At 62.1% G+C, this 15,339-nt stretch carries 9 protein-coding genes; all 9 read right to left on the bottom strand.

Annotated features, from left to right (window positions below):
• Positions 1 to 52: 52 nt before the first annotated feature.
• A complete protein-coding gene (locus C1717_RS09725; RefSeq protein WP_102372961.1) occupies positions 53 to 1,030 on the bottom strand; it encodes a hypothetical protein in 978 nt (325 codons plus the stop codon).
• A gap of 551 nt (positions 1,031 to 1,581) precedes the next feature.
• Complete coding sequence (gene purN, locus C1717_RS09730; RefSeq protein ID WP_245859714.1) at positions 1,582 to 2,178, bottom strand: phosphoribosylglycinamide formyltransferase; 597 nt, start codon at positions 2,176 to 2,178, stop codon at positions 1,582 to 1,584.
• Between the two features lie 229 nt (positions 2,179 to 2,407).
• Positions 2,408 to 3,514: a phosphoribosylformylglycinamidine cyclo-ligase gene (gene purM, locus C1717_RS09735; RefSeq protein ID WP_102372962.1), complete on the bottom strand. Its 1,107-nt coding sequence runs from the start codon at positions 3,512 to 3,514 to the stop codon at positions 2,408 to 2,410.
• Positions 3,515 to 3,795: 281 nt separating this feature from the next.
• The gene (locus C1717_RS09740; protein ID WP_102372963.1) at positions 3,796 to 5,268 is read right to left on the bottom strand and encodes an ATP-binding protein; all 1,473 of its coding nucleotides are present in this window, start codon (positions 5,266 to 5,268) and stop codon (positions 3,796 to 3,798) included.
• Positions 5,269 to 5,421: 153 nt separating this feature from the next.
• Positions 5,422 to 7,152, bottom strand: coding sequence for an amidophosphoribosyltransferase (gene purF, locus C1717_RS09745; RefSeq protein ID WP_102372964.1), 1,731 nt, complete (start codon positions 7,150 to 7,152; stop codon positions 5,422 to 5,424).
• A gap of 369 nt (positions 7,153 to 7,521) precedes the next feature.
• The gene (locus C1717_RS09750) at positions 7,522 to 8,841 is read right to left on the bottom strand and encodes a VanZ family protein (protein WP_102372965.1); all 1,320 of its coding nucleotides are present in this window, start codon (positions 8,839 to 8,841) and stop codon (positions 7,522 to 7,524) included.
• A gap of 315 nt (positions 8,842 to 9,156) precedes the next feature.
• Positions 9,157 to 11,223, bottom strand: a complete 2,067-nt coding sequence (locus tag C1717_RS09755; protein ID WP_102372966.1) for an elongation factor G — start codon at positions 11,221 to 11,223, stop codon at positions 9,157 to 9,159.
• Positions 11,224 to 11,462: 239 nt separating this feature from the next.
• Positions 11,463 to 14,135, bottom strand: a complete 2,673-nt coding sequence (locus C1717_RS09760) for an ABC transporter ATP-binding protein/permease (RefSeq protein WP_102372967.1) — start codon at positions 14,133 to 14,135, stop codon at positions 11,463 to 11,465.
• A gap of 267 nt (positions 14,136 to 14,402) precedes the next feature.
• Positions 14,403 to 14,912 (bottom strand): HTH domain-containing protein, encoded by a 510-nt coding sequence (locus C1717_RS09765; RefSeq protein ID WP_102372968.1) that lies wholly within the window; start codon positions 14,910 to 14,912, stop codon positions 14,403 to 14,405.
• Positions 14,913 to 15,339: the final 427 nt, after the last annotated feature.

Here is a 15,339-nt window from a genome sequence, read left to right on the forward strand (position 1 = left end):
CCGAACGCTCGACGCCTCAAAATCCATCAGCCCCGGCGTTGCCTGCCCTCCATCACCTAACGCGAGGAATGCCGTATGCATCGAGCGGGTTCGTGAAGGCCTGCCTGTTCTCGACGATCTCCATGGTGAAGCGAACCACTTTGACCCCGTTGATGGTGAGACGCGACTCGCGCAGGCGCTCATCGCGGACAGCATGAGCAACGCTCCTACCTGCCCGCATCTCCTCGTTGATCAGCTTCTCCTGGCCATCAAGCTCGCCGAACGCAATCGCACGCACTTCATCCATCCAAGCGAAATCTGTGCGATATTCCTCGCCGTCGATGCAGTCTATGACGTGCACCTGAACCAACGGCTCCTGGAATCCTTCCTCGATCATCACGCCACGCGCAATGGACTCCCCGCCGTTCTCGCTCGCCGGGTTCGCGTGCGAGAAGGCCCTGCGCGCGGTCTTGATGCCTCGGATGCCTCTTCCGCACTGCTCGATCACGCTGAGCATCGCTCCGCGCCCAAGCCCGTAGAAGCGGTCTGCCGAATCCGCAATGGCAAGTGCTTTCGGAAACGTCAGCGAGCACGCGCATTCGAGCGCCGTGGTCATCGCATCTGCCGCCGGGACGCCCAGAACCTGCTTTTTCACCCGGATCTCCGGCAGAAAGAGCCCGGACTTGACCGTGAACTCTGGATAGACGAGTGTTTCACTCTTCCCCTGCACATGAAGCAGGGGCTTCCCTTCTTTTTGAATGTCTGCGTATGAAACATAGAGCCCGTGGAGCACGGCAGCCGTTGTGTGCGTGAACATCCAGTCTGGATGAATCTCAGCAAGTGCTCGCGCAAGATGGATGACCTTTTGCTTGGGACCGAGCTTGCGCCAGTACACCGCTCGCACGCAGATCCGCGGAGCCAGAAATAGGATCTCCCTGTCCCTGCGATGCGCCGCTCGCTGGTCTGCTTGCAAGGTCAACACGAGACAGCGCGCGGCGCACTCCGCTGCATCGAGCATGCCCGAGAGCCGTATGTCTACCGCATGCGCCATCTACCCCACCCTTAGAATCCCGCCCTTGAAATCTATTCGTGGGAACAAGGATAGGCCATTTGACCTGCGATGATGTTATCAACAGCTTTCAGCGGTCAAACAGGAATCTTACACAGCAGCTCAAGTCCTCGAGAGCTGCTGCCTGTGGAAAACCTCCGTCGGCAAGCGGCAGGAAACGGCGGGTGAACGAGCGTTACTCCCCGTACATTCGCAAAACCGTGGATTATGTTGAAAACTATGGCCGAGATTCCCGCTCGCGGGAATCGGCAATGCGGCGAGCCCTGAAACGTCCATGTTCCCGCATCTCGAAATGCCGCAAGAAATCGAGATCCCGATTATTGGACGGTTTCGGCCTCCTGGAGGTCGATTCTGTCCATCCAGCGGGATCTCGAAGAAATGAAGCCAGATCTAGACGCACCGAGATGCGGGCGAATGGCCGTTTTGGAGAAAAACCCCTTTGATCAGCCGCGCCACCTGGAAGCAAGCGCGTCACCTTAATGCATGCGCATCGTCTGATCTCAAGGCGGACTCTTGCTCCGACTAGATAGTGCCTACGAGATCGAGACCGTGCGGTCATCGTTCACGTGGACACGGCCCTCAACGAGCAGCTTTACCACATGAGGATAGAGCTGATGCTCGACCGCGTGAATGGCGGCCTCCAGCTCGTCCAAGGTCATGCCCTCCTCCACGCGCACCGACTCCTGCGCGATGATGGGCCCCTGGTCGTACACGGCATTAGCAAAGTGCACGGTCACGCCGGTCACCTTGACCCCGCGCTCATAGGCATCCTGGATGCCATGCGCACCCTGGAAACTCGGCAGCAGCGCGGGATGGATGTTCACCACGCGGTCGGGCCAGAGCGCAAGCAACGGTTCATGGACCTTGCGCATATAGCCCGCCATAACGATGTACTCGGCACCGGCGCGCTTGAGCTCCGTGGCGATGACCTCGTCGGCATCCCATGGATCGGCATAGATGTCCTTGGAGAGGGCGAGCGTCTGGATGCCGGCATCCGCCGCGCGCTTGAGACCGGCTGCACTCGGGCGGCTCGAGACCACGAGCACGATCTCGGCGTTGAGCGAACCGTCCGCGATGCGGTCGATGATGGCCTGCAGATTAGTACCCGACCCGGAGATGAGCACGCCGATCTTGAGCGGAGCGAGCGCGCCCGTCTCGCGAGCGGCAGCGCGGGCAGCTTGGACCTCGTTGTTTCCCGGCGCAAGCGGACGACGGTCGATCTTGCCCTGCGCGTCAGCAAGCGCGCGCGAGAGCTCGCCGTCGACATCGCTCGAAAAGAAGAAATCGCGCGGCAGCGCCTCGGGCGGAAGGCCGGCCTCCTCGACCAGCCTACGATACTCGTCGCTGCTGTTCAGCGGTTTATCGGTCATCGGAATACCTCACCTCACCGGAGCCGGGCACGCAGGTGCCCACGCGGAACGGATGCTCACCCAGAGCCTCGAGCGCCGAGGTGATGGAGGCCTCATCCTCGGGAGCGCAGATGATGCACATGCCGACGCCCATGTTGAAGGTCTTGCACGCCTCCGCGGGCGTAAGCCCGGCGTGCTCGGAGATATAGGTGATGACGGGCGGGACGTCCCAGCCCATCGCGGCGCCGTCGCGCGTGACCACGGCGTCGACGTCCGGCGCGAGCGCGCGGTTGAGATTCTCGGTGATGCCACCGCCCGTGATGTGCGCGATCGCGTGGACCTTCGCGCCGCCGCGCAGCAGCTCGAGCACGGGCTTCACGTAGATGCGCGTAGGCTCGAGCAGGGCGTCGGCAAGCGTCGCACCGCCGAGCTCAGCAAGCGGCTGCTCCAGCTCGGCCTTCTTCGCAGCAGCCTCAGGCGTGCCGGGGACGATGCCGTCCACACCGATGACCTTGCGCACCAGTGAGTAGCCGTTGGAATGCACGCCGGTCGAGGGCAGGCCGATGATCGCGTCGCCGGCGCAAACGTTCGCCGGGTCGAGCATCTTGGGCCGATCGACCACGCCCACGGTGAAGCCGGCGAGGTCGTAGTCATCGGGGCGCATGACGCCAGGATGCTCAGCCATCTCGCCGCCCACGAGTGCGCAGCCCGCCAGCTTGCAGCCGTCGGCCACGCCCTTCACGATCTTTGCCATGTGGTCGGCCTCGATGTGACCGATGGCGATGTAGTCGAGGAAGAACAGCGGCTCAGCACCCGAAGCGAGGATGTCGTTCACGCACATGGCGACCAAGTCCTGGCCCACGGTCTCATGCCGGTCGAGAATCTGGGCGAGCACGAGCTTGGTGCCCACGCCATCGGTGCCCGAGATGAGCACGGGATCGTCCATGTCCTTGAGCGCAGCAGCGGAGAACAGGCCGCCAAAGCCACCGATGCCGCCGATGACCTCAGAGCGATTGGTGGAGGCGACCATCTGCTTGATCGCATCGACCGCGCGGCCGCCTTCGGCGGTATCCACACCCGCGTCTTCGTACGTTACGTGCTTCGGGGTCTCGCTCATCGGCGGTCCTTTCGTGAACGGGTTTTACCTGCTCATGATGATAGCAGGGTATGAGGGCCAACACGACGATGGCCGCATGCCGCAACACTCAGAACACGACACGTCCAAAGGAGTGTCTCCAGAATCGCGGACAGCCTTTCTGCGCTCCTTCACAACTAACGTCACTAACGTCACCCCGCATGACGTAAGTGACGTAAGTGACGTTAGAGGCATTCGGCGGTCCGACCCAACGACAGCCATAATCCGCCCGATGTCCGAGCACGCTTCGCCGCGCGCAACCGCTAGGCAAGCACCTCCCATGCCCCATTGGAGGTAGAGCCCGTGCGCCGCAGGCGCCCTTCGAGCTTCAATGTGCGCACATCTCGATCAACCGTGCTACGCGATACATCTAGCTCGCGAGCAACCACCGACAGGCTAGCAGACGGGTGTTTTGCCAAATACCGGAGCATTGCACGACGACGCTCGTTGACCTCATCAGTCGCGGCGGTCGTGTTAGGAACACCCTCCGAGCTCTTACGCGCATAAATCGTCGTCAGGAAATAGATTCGGCTCTCATCTGTCTCGAACAGGGGATCTGGAGATCCATTTGAACGAAGGGCTTTGAGTATTGTCCTGAATCCGGTATTTCTCCCCTCGGTGAGATGTAGCTCCTTTAGAAACTCACCCACACGACGATTCCTATACCGTCTGCTTACCGCCCTGAACTGCTTAAGATTCTCGATGCTAATCGAGCGGTCAGCGCCGGGATGACTCAGGATCTCAATGCGATCGGGAAGCACGCGAACCTCAATGGGTTCACGCGAATCATATCCTTTGTGGTACACCGCATTGGAGAGCGCTTCTTCTATCGCCGCATAGGGATAGTTGAAATGCCTCTCCGCTTCCGCCACATCTGAGTGCTTAACTACCTCTTCAACGATTATGTAGTTGTTCAAATAACGCAAGGCGTCACGAAGCTGATGGTGCAGCGGGCCTTTGAATGTGTGCTCTCGGATGATGTCGCCCGCCTCGCCTTCTGGAAGCTCGACGATATCGATTTGCGTATATGGCATCCAGACCTCGGGCGTCATCGAAAAGAACAGCAGCCCGACGTTTTTTGGCTTGATGTATTCGTCTGGGCCATCAGCGATATTCATGCTGCGGCATAGCTCACTAAAATCCATCGAGGCCGCTTCGCGGTACAGCGAGCTCCCCACTTCATTTAAATAGCTCTCGATGAGGGGCAGGCTGAGATCGGATAACTCGGCAGCATGATTGACCCTGTCGTCGAATGGCACGTTGTTTGCCAGGTTATAGAGGTCTCTCTCATCTTCCACCGTCGGCTCGATCGTGCTCGCCATACGGCGGATCCAGTGTATACGCGAACTTTGCTTTGAACCGATATGCTTGGGCGATGAATACGGCCGCGTACTTCCCCCAGGTGCCCAGGCAACGATGAAGAGTTTTCCCTCGTATTCAGCAACCTCGGTAATAGGCATGTAGCTGGGCTGGATAAGCTTGCATGCATTGAGCATGTTTTTGAGATAGGTATCGATCTTCTCAGGCGGGACGCCAACCAGTTGAGCTGGGGTACCGTCATCCTGCTGTGAGACCCCGATCACAAGGTAACCGCCGCCCCAATTGTCCACATCGTTAGCAAAGGCACAAATGGTCTTGAGAGAAGCTTGCGGATCCCACGTGGTTTTGAACTCGATGCGCGCCCATTCAACGACACCCCCGCGTAGCAAGGTTTTTATGCTCGTAGGAAGTCCCATGTCTCATGCACCTCACAAAGCTCGGAAGCGTCATCAGCAGCACCACCTCACTTATATCACAACTAACGTCACTTACGTCACGTCGCATGACGTAAGTGACGTAAGTGACGTAAGCGATATGTCTTGAGGACGCGATGAGCCGGCTTGTTCGGCTTATGCTTCGCCGTGAGCGGTCTCCCAGCTGCGATCGCGCTCCTTCTCGGTAACGCAGTGCCCGCTCACCGGCTCGGGCGTCGTGAAGTTAAGCGGGTCGTAGCCGGGCATGAACTTGTCGCGCCCAAAGCTGTCGGGGATCGCCACGGGGTAGACGCCCGTAAAGCATGCTGTGCAGTACCCGCGCTCCGCGCAGCCGCCGCACACCGGCTCGCCGATCTGGGGCACGCAGGCGAGCAGCCCCTCGACCGAGAGGAACGCCAGCGAATCGGCGCCGATGTAGGCGCGAATCTCCTCCACCGACTTGTTCGCGCTGATGAGCTGCGCCTGCACGTCGGTATCGATGCCATAGAAGCACGGCCACACGACCTCGGGGCTGTTGATGCGAACGTGCACCTCGGCCGCACCGGCCTGACGGAGCATCTTCACGAGCTGCACCATGGTGGTGCCGCGCACGATGGAGTCGTCGATCACCACGAGGCGCTTGCCGGCGATGTTGTCGCGCAGCGGGTTGAGCTTCATGCGCACGCCCATGGCGCGAAGCTCCTGGGTGGGCTGGATAAAGGTGCGCGCAACGTAGCGGTTCTTGATGAGGCCCTCCCCGAAGGGGATGCCGCTCTCGTGCGCGTAACCCTCCGCCGGCGGCAGGCCCGAGTCCGGCACGCCGATCACCATATCTGCCTCAACCGGCGCTTCGAGCGCGAGGCGACGGCCCATGTCGTAACGACAAGCGTAGACGGACTTGCCGCCCATGATCGAATCCGGGCGAGCGAAATAGACCTGTTCGAAGATGCATTCGGCAGACTCGGCGGCCGCAGGCACCCCCTGTTCGGAGACGAGCCCCTCTGCGGAGATGCGCAGAATCTCACCAGGGCGAATATCGCGCACATATTCGGCACCCACGATGTCGAGGGCACAGGTCTCCGATGCCACGATCCAGCCCTCAGTAGCCGGCTCCTGGGAATCGCCGTCCTCGGCTGCCGGCAGCTTGCCGAGCACGAGCGGCCTGATGCCGTAAGGGTCGCGGAAGGCATAGAGCGCCTGCTCGTTGATGAGGGTCATGGCGTAGCCGCCCCGGATGAGCTCCATCGTCTTGCGGATGCCCTCGCGCAGATGCTTCGTGCGCTGGGTGAAGTAGCCGATGAGCTTCGTCGCGACCTCTGAGTCGGAGTTGGATAGGAAGGGAACGCCCAGGTCGATGAGCTGTCTCCGCAGCTCGTCGGTGTTCACCAGGGTGCCGTTGTGGGCGAGCGCGATGATGACGTCGTTGATGGTCGAGAGGTGCGGCTGCGCTGCCTCCCAGCTCTTGGCTCCAGCCGTGCCGTAGCGCACATGCCCAACGGCGAGCTGGCCGGTGAGCGTGGAGAGGTCGGCGTCGCTGAACACCTGGTCGATGAGGCCCAGGTCCTTCCGCACCATGACGGTGCCGCCGTCGCCCACCGCGATACCCGCCGACTCCTGGCCGCGATGCTGCAACGCCTTGAGGCCGAAGTACGCGAGCCGCGCCACGTCGCGATCCGGTGCCCATACGCCAAAGACGCCGCACTCCTCATGCAGGGTATCATCTGCGGCGCTGTCCACGCGCCCATCGCCCGTATGCCCGGTATCCACGCGCCTGCCACGTGCGCGCCTGCCGCCCGCGCACCCGACATCCAGGCGCCCGACACCCACGCGCCCGCCGTCTTCCCGTTTCGCGCACCGAGTCACACTGTCGCTGAAATCGCTCGTCATTACTGCGCCCCTTTCCTGAACTCGCGATTTTGCCATTATGGCACGACCAGCCACCACAACACCGACAAATCGTGCCGTGCGTTACAAACGTCTAAATTGCCGGACCTCGAGCAAGAGTCGAAAATCGAGATCCCGCCAGATAGCCAATTTCGGCCTTCTGGAGACCGATTCTGGCTATCTGGCAGCATCTCGGTGAAATTCATCTATATAACTATTCGTCGAGATGCAGGAATAGGGCCATTTCTCGTGGGATGATCGTCGAGATGCAGGAATAGGGCCATTTCAGCGGAAATCGCGTCGTTCCGCGTAGAACCATCCTCCGAGCGGCCCTCTTCGGCCAGCACTCACGGGAAAACTCCTCGACCTGAGCTACTCGTCCTCGGCACGAACCTCATCGATCTCGGAATCAAGCTCGTCGGAATACACGCTGTCGAACGATGTGTCGAATGCGTCGTCCACGCTTGAAGCGCCTAGGTCGTTTTCTGCCAGCTCGTCGGCGAGGCTCTGGGCGTTGCGGGCAGCACGCAGGCGTTCGACCTGGGCCTCGGACATCACGCGCGTGTCGGTCATCACGCCGTTGAGCATCACGAACGGGTGCTTGAACGCCGAGATCACCGCGCGCAGCGCGATGGTGACGAACCACGTGATGTAGACGGACGAGAGGATCGCCTCGACGGTATCCGCGCCCACCGCGTACTCGTCGACCCACATGCGCACGGTGATGCCCTGCGTGGGATACAGCGCGCTCACCCAAACGGGGAGCAGCAGGAACACCCAAAACAGCAGGCCGTAGCGAGCTATGTAGGAAAGGCACGTCGCGCTGTCGCCATCAGGGCGCACCACGCGCAGCCTGAGCACCATGTGCCCGACCGTCTGCCCGCGGGTGATGCAGGGGATGAGCATGAATGCGACTCCCGTGGAAACGAGCAGGCCCGCGAGCGTATCATAACGCCAGGTCGATCCACCAGCGATAAAGGTGTGCCACGCCCAGAGAACGGCGGCCGTCACCACAAGGTCGATCGCGAACGCGATGAGGCGGCGCGTGAAGGACGTGTGCACGGACCCGCGAACGATGGAGCGCTCGTCGACCTCGCGCAGGTCGGGTAGGAAGTGGCACAGCGGAATCGATACCCAGAAGCCCAGTATTGCACCGGTCGTGTTGGTGATGAGGTCGTCCACATCAAAGAGTCGGTACGGATGCTCGTAGATACCGAACAGACCACTCAGCTGCGAGATCTCGAAGAACAGCGAAAGGCAGAAGCCCACGATGAGCGTCTGCCACCACTTGCGATGGAACAGATAGCGCATGTATAGGCCGAATGGCACGGTGAGTAGCACGTTGAAGTAGACCGTGTAGACATCCTGACGGCGTAGAAAGGCGATGACCCCGCTAAACGAGGCGAGGCTGCGCAAGTCCGCCATCGTGAAGCTGTCGAGGAAGCTCAGCGGATGGAGCTGGGGGTGCTGCGCGGAGGGGATCAGGATGGTGCGGTCGGCCGGAAGCGGCAAGATCACCATGAAGTAGGCGCACATGAGGTAGAAGATGAAGGAGAAGACCATAAACGTCTTCCATAACGAGATGCTCCCGTATTTGCGGTACTGGTAGATCGCATACGGCAGCGAGAACAACGCGGAGAGCAGCGGGAAGAGGAGGACCGCGACGCGGATGTTGTTCACATATGAGCTCATGCAGGCCCTTTCTGCGCGGAAGAACGCCGGCAGCACATGCCTTTCGTATCGAGCATGGGAGGTAGCCGGCACCACTTGCGAGCCCGGAGACCTCTTTGCCCGGCGTTGCGCACCGCCTCTGGCGTTTCACGGCGTTCAAGCATACCGCAACAAGACCAGGTACACGGAACCTGTCGAGATTATCCGTCAACCGCTATGCGAAGGTGCGCGCTAGCAGCGCTGTCCACATAAAAAGACGCCGCAGGCGAGTCGCTGCCTGCGGCGTCGAGGACGCGCCGATTGTAAGGCGCGGATCCAGCTAGCGCGTGGATGCGCCTAGCGTCCCTGCGAGCGAGATTCCTCGTAGAACTCCACGAGGTGCTTCTGCACGTCGTAGGGAACCTGCTCGTAGCCAGCAGGCTCCATGGTGAAATCACCCGTGCCGCGCGTGATGGAGCGCAGGCGGGTGGCGTAGTCCACGAGCTCGGCGTACGGTACGGTGGCGGTGACCACGGTGTTGCCGCGCTCGTCGGTATCCATGCCGGTCACGCGGCCGCGCGAGCCGGACACATCGCCCATCACGGCGCCAGCGTAGCTCTCGGGAATCGTGACCGTGATGTTCTCCATGGGCTCGAGCACCACGGGGTCGGCGTCGGCGCATGCCTTCTTGAGCGCGATGCGCGCGGCGGCGCGGAATGCCATCTCGTTGGAGTCGACCGGGTGATACGAGCCGTCGTAGCACGCCACGCGAATGCCCGTGAGCGGGTAGCCGGCGATGACGCCTTCCTTCATGGTCTCCTGAACGCCCTTGTCCACGGCCGGGATCAGCGCGCGCGGAATGCGACCGCCCACGACCTCGTCCACGAACTCGTAGTCGGTGCCGTCGAGCAACGGCTCAACGCGCAGGTAGCAGTCGCCGAACTGCCCGGCGCCGCCGGTCTGCTTCTTGTGGCGGCCCTGGGCGCTCGCCACGCGGCGGATGGTCTCGCGGTACGGGATGCGGATGGGCACGATGTGCGCGGCGACCTTGGTACGCTCCTCCAAGCGGTTGAGCAGCACGGACACCTGCGCCTCGCCCACAGCGGAGATGATGGTCTGGCCGGTCTCCTCGTCGCGCTCGATCTTCATCGTGGGGTCGGCCTCGCAGGCGCGGTCGATGAACGTGAAGAGCTTGTCTTCGTCGGAGCGGTTCTCGGCCTCGATGGCGATGCGGTACTGGCTGTTGGGGAACTGGAAGGCAGCCGCCTCGATCTTGCCGGAGACGGAGAGCGTGTCGCCCGTATCAGCGGAGATCTTGGTCGTAACGATGATGTCGCCCGCCTCGGCCTTGCCGACCTCGGTCTGCTCGCGGCCGCACATCACATACAGGTGCGCCAGGCGCTCGCCCTTGCGGGTGCGCGCGTTGGTGAGCTCGATGCCGGGTGTGAGCGTGCCGGTGAGCACCTTGAGGAAGCTGATGCGCCCCTGCTGAGGATCGTTCAAGGTCTTGAAGACGAAGGCCACGGGGCGGTCGTCCTCTGCCGAAATCTTGAGCGTGTCGCCGTCAAAGAGCGGCATCTCGCCGTAATCCGTGGGGCTCGGGAAGTACGTGGCCACATCGTCCATGACCGAGTGGATGCCGAGCTCCTTGGTGCACGAGCCCACGAACACGGGGACGAACAGGCGCTTGGCGATTGCCTCGGACAGCAGGCCCTCGATCTCTTCCTGGGTGAGCGGCTCACCGTCGAGATACTTCATCATGAGCTCGTCGTCGGCCTCGGCGACGGCCTCGCACAGCTGCTCGCGTGCTTCCTCGGCGGCGGCGCGATACTCCTCGGGGATGTCGTACTCGGTCTGCGTGACGCCCTCGCAATGGCGGGCCTTCATGCGCACGACGTCGATGACGCCCTCGAAGTCCTCGCCGGTGCCCCAAGGCAGCGTCACGGCACCCAGGCGCATGCCGAAGCGCTCGCGAAGCTCCTTCATGCAGGAGTCGTAGTTGGCGTTCTCCTTGTCGATACGGTTGATGAACACCGCGCGTGCCAGGCGCAGGTCCTCGGCGGCGTACCACAGCTTCACCGTGGTGGGCTGCGGTCCCTCGGCTGCATCGACCACGAAGAGCGCTGTCTCGCACACGCTCATCGCGGCATAGGCATCGCCGATGAAATCGGGGTAGCACGGGGCATCGAGGACGTTGATGCGGACGCCCTTCCAGTCGATCGGCGCGATGGAGGTCGAGATGGAGAACTCGCGCTTGACCTCCTCGGCATCATAGTCGAGCGTGGGCTTGGTGCCCGCGTGGCCGCCCAGACGGGCGGTCTTGCCGGAAAGGTGGAGCATGGCCTCTGCGAGCGAGGTCTTGCCCACCCCGCCTTGGCCTACGAGAACCACGTTCCTTACATCACCGGTTTTGGGCGCACCCATGGCAGCCTCCTTCGTCCAAGGGGGCGCGTGGCATGCCCGGGGGCGCCGCAACCGGTTGTGAGGTGGAGGCGCCCGCGCAGCTGGCACGCCGCACGCGCACCGAACTCATACGTTACGGACTAGCCTACCCTCGGCGCGGGAGCATCTTTCGCACATTTCGCCCAGCGCGCACCGTGACGCCGCGCGCGGCAGAATGGCGAACTCGATACGCGGGCGCGCCGCCCACGAGGCCGGCGCATCTACTCCGTGCGCAGCGCCGTAACGGGATCCTTCTTGGCCGCCATGCGCGATGGCGCCAGGCCCGCCGCCAACGACAGCACGACGGAGATCACCACGAGCGCGATGCCCGGCCCCAACGGCACCGCCGCAAGGTTCTCGACCCCCGCCACCTGGTAGATGATCATGTTCACCGGAATGTCGAGCGCCACCGTGATCCCCACGCCCAGAGCACCGCTCACCAGGCCGATGATGAAGGTCTCAGCCGTGAAGATGCGGCTCACGTCGCGTTTGCTCGCGCCGATGGCGCGCAGGATGCCGATTTCCTTCGTTCGCTCGAGCACGCTGATATAGGTGATGATGCCGATCATGATGGAGCTCACCACGAGCGAGATCGCCACGAACGCGATGAGGATGTAGGTAAGGGCGTTCACGATGTCGGTCACACTCGACATGAGCATCCCCACGATGTCCGTGTACTGGATCTCGGTCCCCTCGCCAGCGGAACGGATCTGCTCGTTGTACTCGTCGATGAGCGCGTCGATCTGCTCCTTTGCCTCGAAGTCGATCGGATAGATGTTGATGCTCGCCGGGTCGTCGAGGTCCGCCTTGCCCAGGATCTCGAGGTTGCCCTCGTAGGTTGCGTTATCGGTCTGCGCGGCCATCTGCTCGGAGAACGCCGCGGCGATGTCCTCGTCGCTCATGCCGTCCTCGCGCAAGCCGTCCACGTAACTTTGCAGCTGGGCTCCCTGGTCACCAGGCATCTGGGCGATCATGGCCTCGATTTCCTCCATGGAGAGGTTCAAGCTCACGTCGTCGGGGAAGGTCAGGCCGGTGAAGATGTCCGTCGTGGGATCTGCCTCCTGCGCCTGGACCGCCGGGCTCGCATCGACCTCGTCGATGAGGTGCTCCATGAGCTCGGGCGTGTAGAGCACCGCACCCCAGTTGCTGCCGCTGGCGTTGTCCTCGCTCGGCCGCACGATGCCCACCACGCGCACCTCATCGGCCGCGTCCACGGCTTCGCGCATGTAGGCGTCGTCTTCGCTCATGTTCGCCCAGGTACCGTCCGCCTGCTCGGCGTACTTCGCGCTCTCGGGCAGCAGCTTGAAGGTGAGCGACATGAGATCGTCGTAGGTGTAGGTGGTCGTCTCGCTCGCCTCGACCCGCTCGCCCGCGATGACGTCCGCCATCATGCCGCGCAGCTCGCTTTGGTCCATAAGGCCCAGCGCGTAGAGCGTGTAGTCAGAGATGCGGTCATTGCGGTCGACGTAGATCACGACCTCGTTCCATGCCTCGGGCATGCGGCCTGCCACCACGTCGTAGTCGCGCTCCCAGGTATCGCGGTTGGGCAACAGCGCGGTCCACACGTCGTAGGCCGTCCCGCCGCCGCCCGACATGCTCGTGAGCATCTCGGTCTGGGTGTCGCCCATCGCGATGCCGAGCGAGTCCAGCACGGTGGCGGGGTTCACCTGCACCGCGCCGTCGCTCGTGTCCGACGCGTAGACGTTGAGCGGGGTGTCGTAGCCGTACTCGATATCGGTTACGAGGCTCTGGATGTCACCGGGATTCGTCTCGAGCCACGCCTTGATGGCCTCCATATCGTTCTCGGTGGCGCCGTTTGCCACACCCGAGACCATGTCGGTCACCAGATCCTTGGACTCGATCGCACCCGAGGTGTTCGCAGAGCTTATCTCGTCGCTCGATCCCATCATGGAGGTCATCATGCTCGCCATATCCATGCTGGTGGCGTTGATGGTGAGCGGGTAGCTCCCCATGGTGGATTCCTCGGTCTCGGTGATGTAGTTCTGCGCGCCGTCCGAGAGCGAGAGGATCAGCGCGATGCCGATGATGCCGATCGACCCCGCGAACGCCGTGAGGAACGTGCGCCCCTTCTTGGTCATGAGGTTGGTGAACGACAGCGAGAGCGCCGAGCGGAAGCTCATCGACCGCTTCCCCTTGCGGGCATCCGCCACGGCGTGCGCCTGGATCTGCTCTTGGGTGAGACGCTCACGCACCGGGTCCACCGGATCGGAGTCGCTGGTGATGAGGCCATCCTTGATGCGAACGATGCGATCGGAATACTCTTCCGCGAGCTGCGGGTTGTGCGTCACCATGATGACGAGCCGATCGCGGGAGAGCTCCTTCAAGATCTCCATGACCTCGACGGAGGTATCGGTATCGAGCGCTCCGGTCGGCTCGTCAGCGAGAATGATCTCGGGGTCGTTCACGAGGGAGCGGGCGATGGCCACGCGCTGCATCTGTCCGCCGGAGAGCTGGTTGGGCCGCTTCTTGAGCTGCTCGCCCAGGCCCACGCGGCGCAGGGCCTCTTCTGCACGGCGGCGGCGCTCGGCCTTGGGCGTACCCGAGAGCAGCAGCGCCATCTCCACGTTGGCGAGCACTGTCTGGTGCGGAATGAGGTTGTAGCTCTGGAACACGAAGCCCACGGAATGGTTGCGGTACGTATCCCAGTCGCGATCGAGGTAGCTCTTGGTGGAACGGCCGTTGATGACGAGGTCGCCCTTGGTGTACTGGTCGAGCCCGCCGATGATGTTGAGCAGCGTCGTCTTGCCGCAGCCAGACTGGCCGAGGATGCTCACGAACTCCTTGTCCCTAAACGTGACCGAGATGCCCTTGAGCGCGTGGACGACCGAATCGCCCGATGGATAGTCTTTGGTGATGCCTTTGAGTTCGAGCACGAGAAGCCTTCCTAGCAGCATGGCGCGGTCATGGATGGACGCATTATCTCGTTGTACCCCATCATCATGCGGCTATCCTAAAACGCGCGGATTTCGCGCATGCTCTAGAAGCCTTCCACCGGCTTCCTTAACCGTTCGCAACGCCACCTCGCGCATCGCGCCATCGCTTCACGAATCGCAGCACCGCTTCGCACGTCGCAGTACCGCTTCGCAGACCGCGGCACCACCCATCAGCTCGATATTGTCGGATTTCCGAAGCCTTGGCTGCTATTCCCCTCGCGCATTTCTCCACCGGTAGTAGCCGCCTACCGAGACGCCGAGCTCCTCGCACGCCGTGGAGATGGCGAAATCGGGGTCTTCCTCGTGCAGCCGGTCGATGAGCTCGAAGCGGAGCGACTTGCGCACCACATGGATGTTCCGAGCATCAGCAAGCTCGACCAGCCCTTGGAGCGCCGCAACGCGCGTCTTGAGGTCGCGATTCTGCTGTCGTATATCGCGCTGCTCGGCGGCAACCTTGATGTCGGATGTCGAGGAGGCCGGGTCTTTGGGTCCTCGCCAACGCGCTATGCAGCGCTCGATGCGCTTATAGCCGATGAATGCCGGGTCGAGCCCCGCCTCGCGGAAGATCGCCGCAGGCGATTCGCCTGCATAGTAGCGCTCCATGCATGCGTTCCTGAACTCGGGAGCATACGAGATCGTGTCATCGCCCACCGCGGCCACAGCAGGAAGCGACTCCAAGTAGGCGCGCTCTTCCGAGGTGAAGGTGCGGTTTGCCATGTTGATCCTCCAAGCAAGCTCCATAGGGGTGGACAGGACGAATGCGGCGCTCGAACGGTGGCCGCTCCCCACCGGAACGCCGGTGGGTACCAAGGCAGGCGGATCGTGCTGAAAAATGTTATGGCCCCCCTCGATAATATTCCCTTTCACCAATATCTCGCCGGTCTGAGACGTTGTTGTTCGACAATCGAAACGATATTGTAAACAAGATGCTTTTATTCCCGGGAACCCTCGGGTGCGCTCAAGTTCCGGTTCAGAGACGAATCCCATGCTCGATCATCACCCGAGGAACGCCGCCGTCCGAAACGGCGCCCCCGAACGCAGATCCAGCCCGAAATGGCGCCCGACCCGGAATGGTCCTCCATCTCGGAATGGCTATCTGCCCGCATCTCGATGAATTTATTTATAAATTCATTTCTTTGAGATC

The organism is Enorma phocaeensis (assembly GCF_900186505.1).
Classification (GTDB): domain Bacteria; phylum Actinomycetota; class Coriobacteriia; order Coriobacteriales; family Coriobacteriaceae; genus Enorma; species Enorma phocaeensis.